We start from the raw sequence: 16,077 nt of genomic DNA, 5'->3' as shown, positions 1-16,077 counted from the left end.
GGATGGTCAGTTGGCCCAGGGGAGCGGGGCTTCGGACGTGCCCCAGTACAGGGACTTCTGGCGTTGGTAGGCGCGGATGGCGTCACGTCCCTTCTCGGTGCCGAGTCCGCTGTCCTTCATCCCGCTGAACGGGGTGGACGCGCTGAACTGCTTGTACGTGTTGATCCACACGGTGCCCGCGTCGATCCGGCGGGCCAGGTTCCAGGCGGCGCGGTGGTCGCGGGTCCAGATCCCGCAGGCCAGGCCGTACACGGAGTCGTTGGCCTGCTCGACCAGGTCGTCCTCGTCGTCGTAGGGGAGGACCACCAGGACCGGGCCGAAGATCTCCTCCTGGCAGGTGCGGGAGTCGTTCGCGAGGCCGGCGAGGACGGTGGGCAGGTAGTACGCGCCGTTCTCGTACGCGGGACCCTCGGGCGCGGCGCCGCCGCACAGCACCTCGGCGCCCTCGGAGCGGGCGAGGTCGACGTACGCGGCGACCGAGTCCCGGTGCTTCGCGTGCACGAGCGGACCGACCTGTGTGTCGGGGGCGGTACCGGGGCCGACCCGCAACTTGCCTACCCGCGAGACGAGTTCGCCGACGAACGACTCGTACAGCGACGCGTGGACGAACAGCCGCGAACCCGCGATGCAGGACTGCCCGCTGGACGAGAAGATGCCGAACATGACGCCCGCGAGGGCCTGCTCGACGTCCGCGTCGGCCCGCACGATCGTGGGCGACTTGCCGCCCAGTTCGAGGGAGGCGGGGATCAGCTTGCGCGCCGCGATCTCGGCGATGGAGCGGCCGGTCTCCGTGCCGCCCGTGAACCCGATCCGCCCGACGAGCGGATGCTTGACGACGGCGTCGCCGACCACCCGTCCGCTGCCGGGAAGGACCGACAGCAAGGCGGTGGGCAGGCCGAGTTCGGTGAGGGCCCGCGTGATGATCCGGCCGAGCTTGAGGGAGACGAGCGGGGTCCACGCGGCGGGCTTGAGGAGCACCGCGTTCCCGGCGGCCAGGGCGGGCGCGATCTTCTGCGCGTCGCTGGCGACGGGGGAGTTCCACGGGTTGATCGCGCCGACCACGCCGATCGGCTCGTGCACGCTCATCGTGACGTACGGGCCGCGCGAGGGGGTGATCGCCTCTTCGGCGGTCTCCAGGGTGGCGGCCAGATACCGGAAGGTGCCGGCCGCGCTGAGCGCGAGCGCCTTCGTCTCGGTGAGCGTCTTGCCGGTGTCGGCGGTCTGCGTCGCGGCGAGGTCGTCGGCGGCCTCCTCGGTCAGCTCCGCGATCCGGTACAGGAGCCGGGCCCGCTGGTGGGGGAGCAGCTCGCGCCAGGCCGGGTCGGCCGCGGCCGCTGCCGCCGCCCGTGCGGCCTCGTCGACCTCTTCGGCGGACGCGGTGCCCACGGTGGCGAGCACCTGCCCGGTGGCCGGGTCGACGGTGTCGAGCGGGGCGCCCGCACCGCGCCGCCACTGGCCCGCGACGAGTATCTCGGTGGGGAGTTGAGGCACGGCGGGTCCTCCGGCGGGTCGGGGGTGGGGTTGCTCAGGCGCTAGAAATCTAAGCGCTTAAATGTTTCTCCGCAAGGGGTTCTGTTCGTCCGGCTGTTACTTCACCGTTGTTCGTATACCTAAGCGCCTAACCATTGACCGCTTAGGAGTTGGCTTCTACTGTCACCGCATCCACCTTGCGGAAGGACCCCTCCCATGACGACTGTGGCCGGTCAACAGGCCCGCGGCTCGATCGCCGCCAGACTCGAACGGCTGCCGCACTCCCGCTGGCACGTCAAGGTGCGCTTCCTCATCGGCGCCGTGACGTTCTTCGAGGCCTTCGACCAGCTCCTCGCCGCCTCCGCCCTGCCCGTCCTCATCAAGGACTGGCACCTGAGCACGGGGCAGGCGACCTTCGCGGTCACCACGGGATCCGTCGGCATGCTGCTCGGCGCGCTGGTCGCCGGATGGCTGGGCGACCGGATCGGCCGGGTGCGCACGGTGGCCCTCGGCGTGGCCATCACCGGCCTCGCCAGCCTCGCCGTCGCCACGGCGAACGGCATCGAGCTGTTCTCGCTCTTCCGGTTCATCCAGGGCCTCGGCATCGGCGGCGTCGTCCCGGTCGCCGCCACGTACATCAACGAGATCTCCCGCTCGGACAAGCGCGGCCGCTTCGTCCTGCTCTACGAGATGATCTTCCCGGCCGGGCTCGCGGCAGCCAGCCTCGTCGCCGTGTGGGTCGTGCCGAACCTCGGCTGGCGCGCCATGTTCGTCCTCGGGGCGCTGCCCGTCCTGATCGCCGTGGCGCTGCCCAAGCACGTCGCCGAGTCGCCGCGCTGGCTGCTCTCCCAGGGACGGGACGAGGAGGCCGAGCGGGTCATCGAGCGGATCGAGGCCGAGGTCGAGCGCGCCGTCGGCGAACCGCTGCCGCAGCCGGGCCCCGCGCCCGTGCAGGAGACCGGGCGCGGCCGTCTGCGCGACCTGTTCGCCGGCCGCTATCTGCGACGCACCGCCATCCTGTCCGGGCTCTGGTTCGTGGCGTACTACGTCAACCACGGCATCTCGACGTGGCTGCCCTCGCTCTACACCAAGAACTTCGGCCTCGATCTGACGACGGCGCTGGTCTACACGCTGCTCAGCAACCTCACGGGCCTGGTCGGCACCTTCGTCGTCGCGCTCCTCATCGACCGGATCGGGCGGCGCCCGGCCCTGGTCGCGGCGCTCGGCGGCACGGCGCTCACCCTCGGGATCCTGGCCCTGGTCGGGGTCACGTCGGGGCTCCAGGTCGCCCTGTTCGCGTCGTGCACGACGTTCTTCGTCTACGCGATCAACGCGGGCCTCTACCTCTACTCGCCGGAGCTGTACCCGACGCGCAACCGGGCCACGGGCGCGGCCTTCGGCGGCCTGTGGAACCGGCTCGGTGTCATCCTCGGCCCGATCACGGTCGGCGCGATCCTCGGCGCGGGCGGCGGACTCGGCCTCGTCTTCGCGCAGTTGGCGGCCGTGGCGGCGGTGGGCGCGGTGATCGCGCTGTTCGCGGTGGAGACGAAGGGGAAGACGCTGGAGGAGCTCAACTCGTAACTGGAGGAGCTCAACCCGTAAAGGGGGAGAGGGTGGTCGCGGCGCCGGGACCGGACGGGTCCGGCGCCGTCGGCAGGTGCGTCCCCGCTGCTACGAGGGGTCCTGCGGGTCCGCGAGGGCCGCGCCCAGCGTCCCCAGCAGGGCCCGGAGGTCGCGCCGCTCCTGCGCCCGCAGCCCGTCCAGCAGCTTCCGCTCGCCGGCCCTGCGCTCCTCGGCGACCCGGTCGACGAGGTCCCGCCCGGCCTCGCTCAGCCGCAGGTGCACGACGCGCCGGTCCCGGTCGTCCCGCTCCCGCTCGACGAGCCCCGCCCGCTCCAGGCGGTCCGCGTGCTGGGTGACCCCGCCCGCCCGGACCGCTCCGGCCGCCGCCAGCTCGCCCACGGTGCGGCGGTGCGGGGCGGGGGCGCGGCGCAGCTCGGCCAGCAGCTCGAAGGCGGCGAGGCCGATGCCGTGCCGTTTGACGGCACCGCCGATGACGGCGCGGTAGCGGTCGGCGCAGTCGGTGAGCGCGGCGAAGACCCGGGTGTCGGCGTCGGTGGCGGGGGAGTGCTCGGGGCGCGGCTGCCCGGAGGGCGCGGCCGCCCCGACCGCCGCGGCCAGGACGTCGGTGAGCAGCGGCTCCAGGTCGGCCGTCGGCACCGAGCGGGCCGGTTCGTGGGCGAAGAGGTAGCGCTCCATGATGACGCCGAACAGGATGCTGCGGATCATGCCGATCCGGGCCGTCGCCTCGGGCGTGGAGCCGATGACGTCGTGCAGCGGCCCGGTCACCAGACGGTCCAGGAGCTCGCTCAACTGCTCCGCGCTGGGCGGGTGGTTGAGCGCCGAGCGGATCAGCGCCGCCAGCGGATCCTGCGCGGAGAGCCGGTCCCAGCGGTCGAGGTAGGAGTGGGCGAGGGCCTGCGGGAGACGGGCCGGATCGTTGCCCGCCTCGTCGAGCAGGGCCGCCGTGACACCGGTCCCCTCACCGACGACGGCCCGGAACAGCCCGTCCTTGGAGCCGAAGTAGGACATGACGAGCCCGGGCGTCACCCCGGCCTCTGTGGCGATGGCCCGGATGCCGACGCCTTGGTAGCCGTGTGCCGCGAACAGCCGGCGGGCCGCTTCGAGCACGGCCCTGCGGTTCCCCTCGGGATCGTGCGCGCGGCCGCGCCGCTTCTCCTGCTGTCCGTCGTCCACGGCGCAACAGTAGTCGAGGCCGGAGCAGGACACCTTTCTGCACAGTCGTTCAAAAGATTCTGCCCTTGAAAATACTGGTTGAAGTGGAACCCTTGCCAAGAAGGTAGTTCAGCGTCAATCATTTCAGGCCTTAGGCATGCGCCCCCTGTGCGCACCCGCTCGCTCGCTTCGAGAGGCCTGGTGGCAGACGGTTTGAAACCCACACCCTTCGACTACAGCGCCCCGCGCTCCGTCCCGGAGGCGCTCGCCCTGCTCGCCGACGAGGACCGCGACCCCAAGGTGGTGGCGGGCGGCCAGTCGCTGATCCCGATGCTGAGCATGCGGCTCGCCCGCCCCGGCCTCCTCGTCGACATCACCCGCATCCCCGGCCTCGACGACCTGTCCGTCGACGCGTCGGGCGCGCTGCACATCGGCGCCGCCGTCCGGCAGTCCCGCGCGGCGGCCGACCCCCGGATCCGCGACGGCTGGCCGCTGCTCGCCGCCGCGATCGGCCACATCGGACACCCGCAGATCCGCGCCCGCGGCACCGTCTGCGGCAGCCTCGTCCACCACGACCCGGCCGCCGAACTGCCCACCGCCGCCGTGGCACTGGACGCCCGCTTCGTCGTCGCGGGCCCCGCGGGGGAGCGGACCGTCGGCGCCGAGGAGTTCTTCGTCGCCACCTTCCAGACCGCCGTGGAACCGGACGAACTCCTCACCGAGGTCGTGTTCCCCGCGCCGCGCGGCGGCTGGGCCTTCGAAGAGCTCGCCCGCAGGCACGGCGACTTCGCCACGGTCGGCGTCGCCGTCCTGCTCGAGCGCTCGGGCGGCGCCGTGGGCGCCGCCCGCGTCGTCTTCTGCGGCGTCGGCCCCACCCCGGTCCGCCTGCCCGCCGCCGAGGAGGCGCTGACCGGCACCGACGCGGGCCCGACCGCCCTCGCCGCCGCGCGCGCCGCAGCCCTCGCCCACCTCGACCCGTCCGACGACGTCCACGCCACGGCCACGTACCGCCGCGAGGCCGCCGCCCACCTCCTCGTCCGCGCCTGCACCACCGCATGGGAGCGCACCCGATGACCGCCACCACCCCCGCGCCGCGACCCGCGCGGACCCCGCCGCTCGCCGAACCCTCCGGCTGGCACGAGATCCGCCTCACCGTCAACGGCGAACCCGTCACCGCCCAGGTCGAGTCCCGGCTGCTGCTCAGCGACTTCCTGCGCGACCGGCTCCGCCTCACCGGCACCCACGTCGGCTGCGAGCACGGAGTGTGCGGCGCCTGCACCGTCCTCGTCGACGGCACGCCCGTCCGCTCCTGCCTCACGCTCGCCGTCCAGTGCGAGGGCGCCGCACTGCGCACCGTCGAGGGCCTCGCGCCCGGCGACGCGCCGCTCACCCCGGTGCAGCAGGCGTTCCACGCGTGCCACGGCATGCAGTGCGGCTTCTGCACCCCCGGCTTCCTGATGACCGCGACCGCCCTCACCGAACAGGACGAGCGGCCGTGCGACACCGAGGTCGCCGACGCGCTCAGCGGCCACCTCTGCCGCTGCACCGGCTATCGCAACATCCGCCGCGCGCTCGGCCAGGCCCTCGACGAGACGTACGAGGCAGAAGCCGCCTCCGGTTCGGACAACCCGCAGCGAGGGGAGTGACCCGCATGACCACCGCCTGGATCGGCCGCCCCGTCCCGCGCGTCGAGGACGACCGGCTGCTGCGCGGCAACGGCCGCTACGTCGACGACATCGACCTGCCCGGCGCCGCCGAGGCCGCCGTCCTGCGCAGCCCGCACGCCCACGCCCGTATCGAATCCGTCGACGTGAGCGCCGCGCGCGAAGCCCCCGGCGTCCTCGCCGTCTGGACGGGCGCCGACGTCGCCGCGCTGCCCGCCCTGCTCAACCGCGAGGAACTGCGCACCCCGCCCCGCCTCGCCGAACTCCTCGACCCGCGCGTCGCCGTCACACCGATGCCGCTGCTCGCCACCGACAAGGTCCTGTACGTCGGCCAGCCCGTCGCCGTCGTCCTCGCCGACAGCCGCTACCTCGCCGAGGACGCCCTCGAACTCGTCGACGTGCGCTACGCGCCGCTGCCCGTTCTCGTCGACCCCGACCTGGCCCTCACCGACGACGCCCCGCTGCTCCACGACGACCAGCCGGACAACACGGCGGTCGCCGTCGCCACCCGGGTCGGCGACCCCGAGGCCGCGTTCGCCTCCGCGCACACCGTGATCAGCGAGGAGTTCCGGGCCCACCGCTACGTCGCCTCGCCCATCGAGACCCGCGCCGTCGCCGCCCGCGTCGACCCCTACAGCGGCGAACTCGTCGTCTGGTCCAACACCCAGACCCCGCACCGCGTCCGCGAGTCCATCGCCACCACCCTCGGCCTCGACTCCGAGACCGTCCGCGTCATCGCCACCGACGTCGGCGGCGGCTTCGGCCAGAAGGGCATCCTCTACGTCGAGGAAATGCTGATCCCCTACGCGGCGCACAAACTGGGCCGCCCCGTCGTCTGGCGCGAGGACCGGGGCGAGAACCTCACCGCGGCCTCGCACGCCCGCGAGCAGATCCACCGCATCGAACTCGCCGCCGACGCCGACGGCAAGCTCCTCGGCGTCCGCGACCGCATCACCGTCAACTTCGGCGCGTACAACATGACGGGCCTGGTCGTCCCGTACAACTCGCTGTGCCACCTCCTCGGCCCCTACCGCGTCCCGAACGTCGACATCGACGTGCTCGGCGTCCTCACCAACACCGCCTTCGCCACGCCCTACCGGGGTGCCGGCCGCCCCGAGACGGTCTTCGCGATGGAGCGGGCCATGGACCGGCTCGCGGCCGAACTCGACCTCGAGCCGGCCGAGTTGAGGTCCCGGAACCTCATCGGCCCGGACGACATGCCGTACACGACCGGACTCGTCGACCGCTCCGGCAACCCCCAGTCGTACGACTCCGGCGACTTCCCCGAACTGCTGCGCCGGGCCCGCGCCAAGGTCGACCCCGCCCGCCGCGCACCGCGCGAGGGCAAGCACATCGGTGTCGGCTACGCCATGTACATCGAGGCCACCGGGCTCGGCCCGTTCGAGACCGCGCGCATCGACATCGCGCCCAGCGGCCGCGTCAAGCTCGCCATCGGCGCGCCCTCGCAGGGTCAGGGCCACCGCACGTCCATGGCACAGATCGCGGCGGACGCGCTGGGCGTACCCCTCGACGTCATCGACGTGGTGGGCGGCGACACCGAGCGGACCCCCTTCGGCGTCGGCACCATCGCCAGCCGCGCCCTCGTCAACGCGGGCAACGCGACCCACCGCGCCGGGAAACTCGTACGCGAGAAGGCCCTCGACGCCGCGGCCCGCCGCCTCGGCGTCCCGGTCGCCGAACTCACCCTCACCGACGGCGTGTTCACCACCAAGGCGTCCGATGGTCCCACCCTCACCCTCGCCGAACTCGCGGGCCGCGCCCCGCTGCCAGGCACCCCCGAACCCACCGACGGCCGGCACGGCACCGAACTCAGCGAGACCGTCCACTTCCGCCCACCCGGCTTCGCCGTCGCCAGCGGAGCGCACGCCGCCGTCGTCGAAGTCGACGAGCACACCGGCGAGCTGGAAATCCTCCAGTACGTCGTCGTCCACGACGCGGGCGTCATCGTCAACCCGCTCATCGCCGAGGGCCAGGTCACCGGAGGCATCGCCCAGGGCATCGGCGGCGCCCTCTACGAGGAGATGATCTACGGCCCCGACGGCCAGCCCCGCACCGGCACCTACATGGACTACCTCGTCCCCACCTCGTCCGAGATCCCCGACCTCGACATGGACGAGATCCACTCGCCGAGCCCCATGAACGACCTCGGTGTGAAGGGGCTCGGCGAGGGCGGCGCCATCGCCCCGCAGGCCGTGCTCGCGAACGCCGTCGAGGACGCCCTGCGCCCCTTCGGTGTCGTCGTCCGCCGCGGGCCCCTGTCGCCCAGCCGCATCCGCGACCTGCTGCGCGACGCCCCGACAGCCGCCCACTGACCACGATCGGAAGACCCGACCATGCAGCTCGACCACACCTTCACCGTCCCGGCCGCGCCCGACGACGCCTGGAAGCTCTTCCACGACCTCGGCCGCGTGGCCCCCTGCATGCCCGGCGCCGTCCTCGACACCCTTGAGGGCGACACCTTCACCGGCCGCGTGAAGGTCAAGGTCGGCGCGGTGCAGATGAGTTACCGCGGCGAGGGCACCGTCACCCGCGACGAGGCCGCCCGCAGCATGCGGCTCGACCTCAGCGGCAGCGAGACCCGCGGCGCGGGCACGGCCTCCGCCACCGTCACCGCCGAACTCGCCGCCGACCCCGCCGGCACCCGCGTCCGCGTCCGCACCGACCTCGACATCACCGGTCGCCCCGCCCAGTTCGGGCGCGGCATCATGACGGAGGTCGGCGACCGCATCGTCGGCCAGTTCGCCGGGCGTCTCGCCGAGTTGATGAGCGCCCCCGCACCGGTGTCCGACGCCCCCGCCCCGGCGCGCCCCGCCGAACCGGAGGCCGTCGACCTCGGCGCCGCCGCGCTGCCCGTACTCCTGAAGAAGGCGGCCGTTCCGGCCACCGCCGCGCTCGCCGCGGTGATACTGGTGGCAGTGATCGGCAGGCGCCGACGCATATCGTTTGAGGGGTAGAATTTTCAGGGGCGTACGATTTCGTGTCCGCCCGTGAGAATGCGCGCGAGGGGACGGGGATGGCCGAGCGGAAGGCGAAGCGGCAGGACGCCGTGACACAGATCGTGGCGGACTGGGCGCGCGAGCGGCCCGAGCTCGACACCGGTCCGCTGGAGGTGCTGGCCCGCCTGCACCGCTCGTTCCTGCGCTACAACACCAAGCTCAACGCGTCGATCGAGCGGCACGGACTGTCCGTCGCCGGTTTCGACGTGCTCACCGCGCTGCGCCGCGCGGGCAAGCCCTACCGGCTCACCGCCGGACAGCTCGCCGACTCGGGCCTCGTCTCGTCCGCCGGCGTCACGCTGCGCATGGACCGCCTGGAGAAGGACGGCCTGATAGTGCGCGAGCGGGACGCCGAGGACCGGCGCGTCGTCTACTCCCGGCTCACCGACATCGGCCTCGCGAAGGTGGACGAGGTGTTCACGGACCACCTCGCCAACGAGGAACGCATGCTCGCCGGCATCTCCCCGGCCGAACGCCGCCAACTGGCGAGGCTGCTGGGCAAGTTGGAGTACTCGATCCTGGAGTCGGACGACTCGAGCCCCGCCGGCGATTGAGCAGTCGGGCTTGGGGCAGCGCCCCACATCAAGCCCCGCCGGCGATTGAGGCGCGGGGTCCGGGGCGGAGCCCCGAGTCCGCAACACCGTCGCAGCGCAGACAAAAAGGGGCGGCTCCCCCCGTGGGAGCCGCCCCTTTCGCCATGCCGCGGGACTACTTCTTGTCGAGCATGTCCTGCACCTTCGCCCGCACGTCGTCCGTGTCCAGGCCACGGATCGTCAGCGTCGTACGGCGGCGCAGCACGTCGTCCTGCGTCTCCGCCCACTCGTGGTCACGCGCGTACGCGACCTGCGCCCAGATCTCCGGGGCGTCCGGGTGGACACGCTCGGCGAGCTCCGGGTTCTCGTTGGCGAGCCGGGCGATGTCGAAGGACAGCGAACCGTAGTGCGTCGCCAGGTGCTTGGCCGTGTCGGCGCCCATGCGCGGGCCGGGCGCCGGGCTGTCCACCAGGAGACGGTGCGCGACGGCGCGCGGGTTGGCGACACCCGGCAGCGGCAGCTTCTTCGGCAGCGAGCTGATCGGCTCGTAGTCGTCGCCGAGCGGGTGGCCCGGCAGCGACTCCAGCTTCTTCATGACCGTGCGGCCGATGTGCCGGAACGTCGTCCACTTGCCGCCCGAGACGGACAGCATGCCGCCGCTGCCCTCGTTGACGACGGTCTCGCGCTTGGCCTTCGACGTGTCGCCGGGACCGCCCGGCAGCACCCGCAGACCCGCGAACGAGTACGTCATCAGGTCCCGCTTCAGCTGCTGGTCACGGACCGAGAAGGCGGCCTCGTCGAGGATCTGGTCGACGTCCTTCTCGGTGACCGACACATCCGCCGGGTCGCCCTCGTACTCCTCGTCGGTCGTGCCGAGCAGCAGCATGTCCTCCCAGGGGAGGGCGAAGGTGATGCGGTACTTGTCGATGGGGGTCGCGAGCGCGGCCTTCCACGGCGAGGTGCGCTTGAGGACCAGGTGCGCGCCCTTCGACAGGCGGATGGACGGCGCCGCGTTCGGGTCCTCCATCTTGCGCAGGTGGTCGACCCAGGGGCCGGTCGCGTTCAGCACCAGGCGGGCGTTGACGCCGAACTCCTCGCCGTCCATGCGGTCCTTGAGCTCGGCGCCCGTGACCCGGCCGTTCGTGAAGCGCAGGCCGGTGACCTCGGAGTGGTTGAGCACGACGGCGCCCGCGTCGACGGCCGCGCGGACCGTCATCAGCGCCATCCGCGCGTCGTTCATCTGGTCGTCGCCGTACACGGCGACGGCCTTCAGGTTGTCGGTCCGCAGCTCCGGCACGTCCTGCTGCGCCTTGGCGGGGGAGAGCAGGTGCCCGACCCCGTCGCCGAACGCGGACAGCGCGCTGTACGCGAAGACACCCGCGCCCAGCTTGGCCGCGCCGTGCGGGCCGCCCTTGTAGACGGGCAGGTAGAAGGTGAGCGGGTTGGCCAGGTGCGGGGCCACGTTGCGGGACACCGCACGCCGCTCGAAGTGGTTCTCCGCGACCAGCTTCACCGCGCCGGTCTGGAGGTAGCGCAGGCCCCCGTGGAGCAGCTTCGAGGAGGCGGAGGACGTGGCGCCGGCGAAGTCGCCGGCGTCGACCAGGGCCACCCTGAGACCGGACTGCGCCGCATGCCAGGCAGTGGAGATGCCCAGGATGCCGCCGCCGATGACCAGGAGGTCGTACGTCGCCTTGGAAAGCTGCTCGCGGGTCTCGGCGCGGCTCGGGTTGGAACCGGCGACCGGGTGCGTTCCGAGGGCAGGCACGGTCTGCAGGGTGGACTGGGTACTCATGGTGGGGTGTTACTCCTCGACAGAGCTGTCTTCGAGCCAGCCCATGGACCGCTCCACGGCCTTGAGCCAGCTCTTGTACTCACGGTCGCGGGTGGCCGCGTCCATGCGGGGGGTCCACTCGGCGGCCCGGCGCCAGTTGGCGCGGAGCTCGTCGGTGTTGGACCAGAAGCCGACGGCGAGACCGGCGGCGTAAGCGGCGCCGAGGCAGGTCGTCTCGGCGACCATCGGGCGCACCACCGGCGCGTCCAGGAAGTCCGAGAGGGTCTGCATCAGCAGGTTGTTGGAGGTCATGCCGCCGTCGACCTTGAGCGCGGTCAGCTCGACGCCGGAGTCCTTCGTCATGGCGTCGGTGATCTCGCGGGTCTGCCAGGCGGTGGCCTCGAGCACGGCGCGCGCGAGGTGCGCCTTGGTGACATAGCGGGTCAGGCCCGCGATGACACCGCGCGCGTCCGAGCGCCAGTACGGGGCGAACAGGCCGGAGAAGGCGGGCACGAAGTACGCGCCACCGTTGTCCTCGACGCTGGAGGCCAGCGTCTCGATCTCGGCGGCCGACTTGATCAGGCCCATCTGGTCGCGCATCCACTGCACCAGGGAGCCCGTGACGGCGATCGAGCCCTCGAGTGCGTAGACCGGCTTCTGGTCGCCGATCTGGTAGCCGACCGTGGTCAGCAGCCCGGAGTAGGAGTTGATGGCCTTGTCGGCGGTGTTCATCAGCATGAACGTGCCGGTGCCGTACGTGGACTTGGCCTCGCCCTCGGCGAAACAGGTCTGGCCGAACAGGGCCGCCTGCTGGTCGCCGAGCGCCGAGGCGACCGGGATGCCGCCGAGCAGATCGCCGAGCTTGCCGCCGGTGACCTCGCCGTAGACCTCGGCGGAGGAGTGGATCTCCGGCAGCATCGACATCGGGACGCCGATGGAGTGGCAGATCCGGTCGTCCCACTCCATCTCGTGCAGGTTCATCAGCATCGTGCGGGAGGCGTTGGTGACGTCGGTGTAGTGCTTGCCGCCGTCTGTACCGCCCGTCAGGTTCCAGATGACCCAGGTGTCCATCGTGCCGAAGAGGATGTCGCCGCGCTCCGCGCGCTCGCGCAGGCCCTCGACGTTGTCGAGCAGCCAGCGGGCCTTCGGTCCCGCGAAGTACGAGGCCAGCGGGAGGCCGGTCTCGCGGCGGAAGCGGTCCTGGCCGACGTTGCGGCCGAGCTCCTTGCAGAGGGCGTCGGTGCGGGTGTCCTGCCAGACGATGGCGTTGTGGACGGGCTCACCGGTGTTCTTGTCCCAGAGCAGCGTCGTCTCGCGCTGGTTGGTGATGCCGATGGCCTTGATGTCGTCGCGCGTGATGCCGGCCTTGGTGATGGCCCCGGCGACGACCTCCTGGACGTTGTCCCAGATCTCGTTCGCGTCGTGCTCGACCCAGCCCGGCTTCGGGAAGATCTGCTCGTGCTCCTTCTGGTCGACGGAGACGATCCGGCCGTCCTTGTCGAACACGATGCAGCGGCTCGACGTGGTGCCCTGGTCGATCGCCGCGATGAAGGGGCCGGTGGTGTGTGCGTCGGTCACGGTGTGCTCCTCGTGGTGCGTAAGTCTGTGGTCTCGGTGGGCGTCGCTCAGAACAGCTTGTAGATCAAGCCGGCGAGGGCACCGCCGATGAGCGGTCCCGCCACCGGGATCCAGGCGTACGACCAGTCCGAGCCGCCCTTGTTGGGCAGCGGGAGCAGCGAGTGCACGATGCGCGGGCCGAGGTCACGGACCGGGTTGATGGCGTAGCCGGTCGGACCACCGAGGGAGAGACCGATGCTCACCACGACGAGCGCGGTGATCAGGGCGCCGAGGGTGCCCAGGCCGTTTCCTTCGTCGTTGAGGCCCTGTGTGAGGATCGCCAGGACGAGCACGACCGTGGCGATGATCTCGGTCATGAGGTTCTGCGCCAGGTTCCGGATCTCCGGACCGGTGGAGAAGACGCCGAGCACGGGGCCGGCCTCGGGCGCGGCCTTCGGGTCGACGAGACCCTCGTCGTCAACGGCACCGTTGTGCGCGATGAGCACCTCACGGTCGGTGAGGTGGGCGTGGAACTGCCCGTAGTACGCGAGCCAGACCAGGACCGCGCCGATCATGGCGCCGAAGAGCTGGGAGACCAGGTAGAGCGGTACGTCGCTCCACTTGGTGCCGCCCTCGATGGCGAGGCCGACGGTGACGGCCGGGTTGAGGTGGGCTCCGGAGACCCCGCCCACCATGTAGGCACCGGTGAGAACCGCGAAGCCCCAGCCGAACGCGATGGCGACCCAGCCGGCTTCGTAGGCCTTCGAGCGCTTGAAAGTGACGGCGGCGCACACGCCACCGCCCAGCAGAACCAATATGGCGGTACCGATGGTCTCGCCGAGGAAGATGTCGTGGCTGGACACCCGCGACTCCTTTGTCCTTCGTCCAGGGGAAAACCCGAGTAACGAACCTCCCGGGTCCCTTTCCGGTGGTCCGAGCCCTCAGGCGAGGGTCGGGTCCGGTCTGGCCTGTTCACACTCTAACGCGTATTGCCGGTAGGTGTTCGACAATGCCGACCGATGGACGCGAGTCTCGCTCTGGGGTTACCGGCTCGTCAAGGGATCTCTTATCGAATGCGCGATCGTTATTGATCGCCTGCGGTTATCGGCCGTCTGGGCCGGTGGGCGTCCAACGATGGTCACCCGTAACGGTGCAGCCTGCACCTTGAGCCGCGTGGAACCGCGGCCGCTCGGGGGTCGGACGGGTGTGGGACGGGTGCCGGGCGGCCGTCAGAAGCGGCTGGCGCCCAGATCGCGCGAGACCGCGCGGGCGCAGTCGCGGACGGCCGCGATCAGCTCGGGGCGCAGGCTGCCCGATCCGGCGCCGTGCTCGTCGGGGGCCTTGCAGACGCGCTCCACGGCGCCCGTGATGCCCACGGCGCCCACCGGCATCCGGTGCCGGTCGTGGATCGGGGCCGCGACCGAGGCCACGCCCTCCCAGGTCTCCTCGACATCGGCGGCGTACCCGCGGGCCCGGGTGAGATCGAACACGGACTCCAGCTCGTCGGGATCGCACACCGTGCGCGCCGTGAAGTCCTTGCGCTCGGCCTCCATGGCCTCGCTGTGCGCCACCGGGTCGTACGCGGAGAGCACCTTGCCCAGGGCCGTGGAGTGCAGCGGGTGCATCGCGCCCACCTCCAGGACCTGCCGGCTGTCGTCGGGCCGGAACACGTGATGCACGATCAGCACGCCCTGCTGGTGCAGTACGCCCAGGTAGACCGCCTCGCCGCTGGAGCGGGCCAGGTCGTCCGTCCACACCAGGGCGCGCGCCCGCAGCTCGTGCACGTCCAGGTAGCTGTTGCCCAGGCGCAGCAGTTCGGCGCCCAGTTGGTAGCGGCCCGAGGCGGAGTCCTGCTCCACGAAGCCCTCGGCCTGCAGCGTGCGCAGGATGCCGTGCGCCGTGCCCTTGGCGAGGCCGAGCGCGGCGGCGATGTCCGAGAGGCCGAGCCGCCGCTCGCCGCCCGCGAGCAACCGGAGCATGGCCGCGGCCCGTTCGAGCGACTGGATGTTGCGTGCCATCGCAGTCCCTTCCTCCCTCGGTTCTTGTCGCTGACGTCTGGCAGAGGTGGTCACCAAGCAACGTTCGGCAATGCTGAACAGTATCGGTCGTTGCCGACCTCCTGCGAGCGCGGCGTGCGCCAATATTTCCATCGCTCGGTTTCGGCCACGACACGCCCACGCCGTTCCGTCCCGTGGACGCACTCACGGCGCGACCATCGTCCCCGTTACCCTGACCGGGTGCGCCTCCGGGAGTGGAGCCGCAAAGCCGACAGCCGTCGCACCTCTGGGAGAACTTTCATGGCCTCGTTGCCAACGCCCGCATCCGATCCCCGCGCCCGTGTGGACGCCCTCCGAGAAGCCCTCGCCACCCGTGTCGTGGTGGCCGACGGAGCGATGGGCACCATGCTGCAGGCGCAGGACCCGACGCTCGACGACTTCCAGCAGCTCGAAGGCTGCAACGAGATCCTGAACGTGACCCGGCCGGACATCGTCCGCTCCGTCCACGAGGAGTACTTCGCCGTCGGTGTCGACTGCGTCGAGACGAACACGTTCGGCGCGAACTTCGCCGCCCTGAACGAGTACGAGATCCCCGAGCGGAACTTCGAGCTCTCCGAGGCCGGTGTCCGCATCGCCCGCGAGGTCGCCGACGAGTTCACCGAGAAGACCGGGCAGCAGCGCTGGGTCCTCGGCTCGATGGGCCCCGGCACCAAGCTGCCCACCCTCGGCCACGCCCCGTACACAGTGCTGCGCGACGCCTACCAGACCAACGCCGAAGGCATGATCGCGGGCGGCGCCGACGCCCTCCTGGTGGAGACCACCCAGGACCTCCTGCAGACCAAGTCCGCGATCCTCGGCGCCCGCCGCGCCCTGGACGCCACTGGCGTGAACCTCCCGCTGATCTGCTCGGTCACCGTCGAGACCACCGGCACGATGCTGCTCGGCTCCGAGATCGGTGCCGCCCTGACGGCCCTTGAGCCGCTGGGCATCGACATGATCGGCCTGAACTGCGCCACAGGACCCGCCGAGATGAGCGAGCACCTGCGCTATCTCGCCCGCCACTCCCGCATCCCGATCTCCTGCATGCCCAACGCGGGCCTGCCGGTCCTCGGCAAGGACGGCGCCCACTACCCGCTCACGGCGCCCGAGCTGGCCGAGGCCCAGGAGACCTTCGTACGCGAATACGGCCTCTCCCTGGTCGGCGGCTGCTGCGGCACGACCCCCGAGCACCTGCGCCAGGTCGTCGAGCGGGTACGCGGCATGGAGCCCACGACCCGCGCCCCGCAGCCGGAGCCGGGCGCCGCCTCGCTCTACCAGACGGTGCCGTTCCGC

13 protein-coding genes are annotated in these 16,077 nt (G+C 71.5%); 7 read left to right on the top strand and 6 right to left on the bottom strand.

Annotation, left to right across the window (positions count from 1 at the left end; all coding sequences use genetic code 11):
• Nucleotides 1-6 precede the first annotated feature (6 nt).
• Nucleotides 7-1,491: an aldehyde dehydrogenase gene (locus tag ACY34M_RS40490; RefSeq protein WP_462723698.1), complete on the bottom strand. Its 1,485-nt coding sequence runs from the start codon at nt 1,489-1,491 to the stop codon at nt 7-9.
• A gap of 195 nt (nt 1,492-1,686) precedes the next feature.
• Between ACY34M_RS40490 and ACY34M_RS40485 the strand changes: the two genes are divergently transcribed.
• Nucleotides 1,687-3,051: an MFS transporter gene (locus ACY34M_RS40485; RefSeq protein ID WP_462723697.1), complete on the top strand. Its 1,365-nt coding sequence runs from the start codon at nt 1,687-1,689 to the stop codon at nt 3,049-3,051.
• Nucleotides 3,052-3,141: 90 nt separating this feature from the next.
• On the opposite strand, the gene ACY34M_RS40480 is transcribed toward ACY34M_RS40485, so the two are convergent.
• On the bottom strand, nt 3,142-4,227 hold the full coding sequence (locus ACY34M_RS40480) for a TetR family transcriptional regulator (RefSeq protein ID WP_462723696.1): 1,086 nt from the start codon (nt 4,225-4,227) through the stop codon (nt 3,142-3,144).
• 192 nt (nt 4,228-4,419) lie between these two features.
• On the opposite strand from ACY34M_RS40480, the gene ACY34M_RS40475 reads away from it, so the two are divergent.
• The 5 genes from ACY34M_RS40475 to ACY34M_RS40455 are packed head-to-tail and all read left to right on the top strand — an operon-like array spanning nt 4,420 to nt 9,441.
• A complete protein-coding gene (locus ACY34M_RS40475) occupies nt 4,420-5,280 on the top strand; it encodes an FAD binding domain-containing protein (protein WP_462723695.1) in 861 nt (286 codons plus the stop codon).
• Nucleotides 5,277-5,852: a (2Fe-2S)-binding protein gene (locus ACY34M_RS40470; RefSeq protein ID WP_462723694.1), complete on the top strand. Its 576-nt coding sequence runs from the start codon at nt 5,277-5,279 to the stop codon at nt 5,850-5,852. Before ACY34M_RS40475 ends, ACY34M_RS40470 begins: the two co-directional genes overlap by 4 nt.
• A 5-nt stretch (nt 5,853-5,857) precedes the next feature.
• Nucleotides 5,858-8,203, top strand: coding sequence for a xanthine dehydrogenase family protein molybdopterin-binding subunit (locus tag ACY34M_RS40465; RefSeq protein WP_462723693.1), 2,346 nt, complete (start codon nt 5,858-5,860; stop codon nt 8,201-8,203).
• A gap of 21 nt (nt 8,204-8,224) precedes the next feature.
• The gene (locus ACY34M_RS40460; RefSeq protein ID WP_462723692.1) at nt 8,225-8,845 is read left to right on the top strand and encodes an SRPBCC family protein; all 621 of its coding nucleotides are present in this window, start codon (nt 8,225-8,227) and stop codon (nt 8,843-8,845) included.
• 59 nt (nt 8,846-8,904) lie between these two features.
• Nucleotides 8,905-9,441, top strand: a complete 537-nt coding sequence (locus ACY34M_RS40455) for a MarR family winged helix-turn-helix transcriptional regulator (protein ID WP_462723691.1) — start codon at nt 8,905-8,907, stop codon at nt 9,439-9,441.
• Between the two features lie 154 nt (nt 9,442-9,595).
• Here the strand turns inward: ACY34M_RS40455 and ACY34M_RS40450 are convergent, their stop codons facing one another.
• The 4 genes from ACY34M_RS40450 to ACY34M_RS40435 all read right to left on the bottom strand — a co-directional run bounded on the left by ACY34M_RS40450 (nt 9,596) and on the right by ACY34M_RS40435 (nt 14,766).
• Entirely contained in the window at nt 9,596-11,212 is a 1,617-nt protein-coding gene (locus tag ACY34M_RS40450; protein ID WP_462723690.1) for a glycerol-3-phosphate dehydrogenase/oxidase, read from the bottom strand.
• Nucleotides 11,213-11,221: 9 nt separating this feature from the next.
• On the bottom strand, nt 11,222-12,769 hold the full coding sequence (glpK, locus tag ACY34M_RS40445; RefSeq protein ID WP_462723689.1) for a glycerol kinase GlpK: 1,548 nt from the start codon (nt 12,767-12,769) through the stop codon (nt 11,222-11,224).
• A 47-nt stretch (nt 12,770-12,816) separates the two neighbouring features.
• Nucleotides 12,817-13,611, bottom strand: coding sequence for an MIP/aquaporin family protein (locus ACY34M_RS40440; protein WP_462723688.1), 795 nt, complete (start codon nt 13,609-13,611; stop codon nt 12,817-12,819).
• Between the two features lie 366 nt (nt 13,612-13,977).
• Complete coding sequence (locus ACY34M_RS40435; protein WP_462723687.1) at nt 13,978-14,766, bottom strand: IclR family transcriptional regulator; 789 nt, start codon at nt 14,764-14,766, stop codon at nt 13,978-13,980.
• Between the two features lie 279 nt (nt 14,767-15,045).
• On the opposite strand from ACY34M_RS40435, the gene ACY34M_RS40430 reads away from it, so the two are divergent.
• The coding region (locus ACY34M_RS40430) for a homocysteine S-methyltransferase family protein (protein ID WP_462723686.1) at nt 15,046-16,077 on the top strand (1,032 nt) is incomplete at its 3' end.

This window comes from Streptomyces sp. EDA2-14, assembly GCF_054963755.1.
The sequence above is the reverse complement of the archived record's forward strand: the minus strand, read 5'-3'. Positions and strand labels throughout refer to the sequence as shown.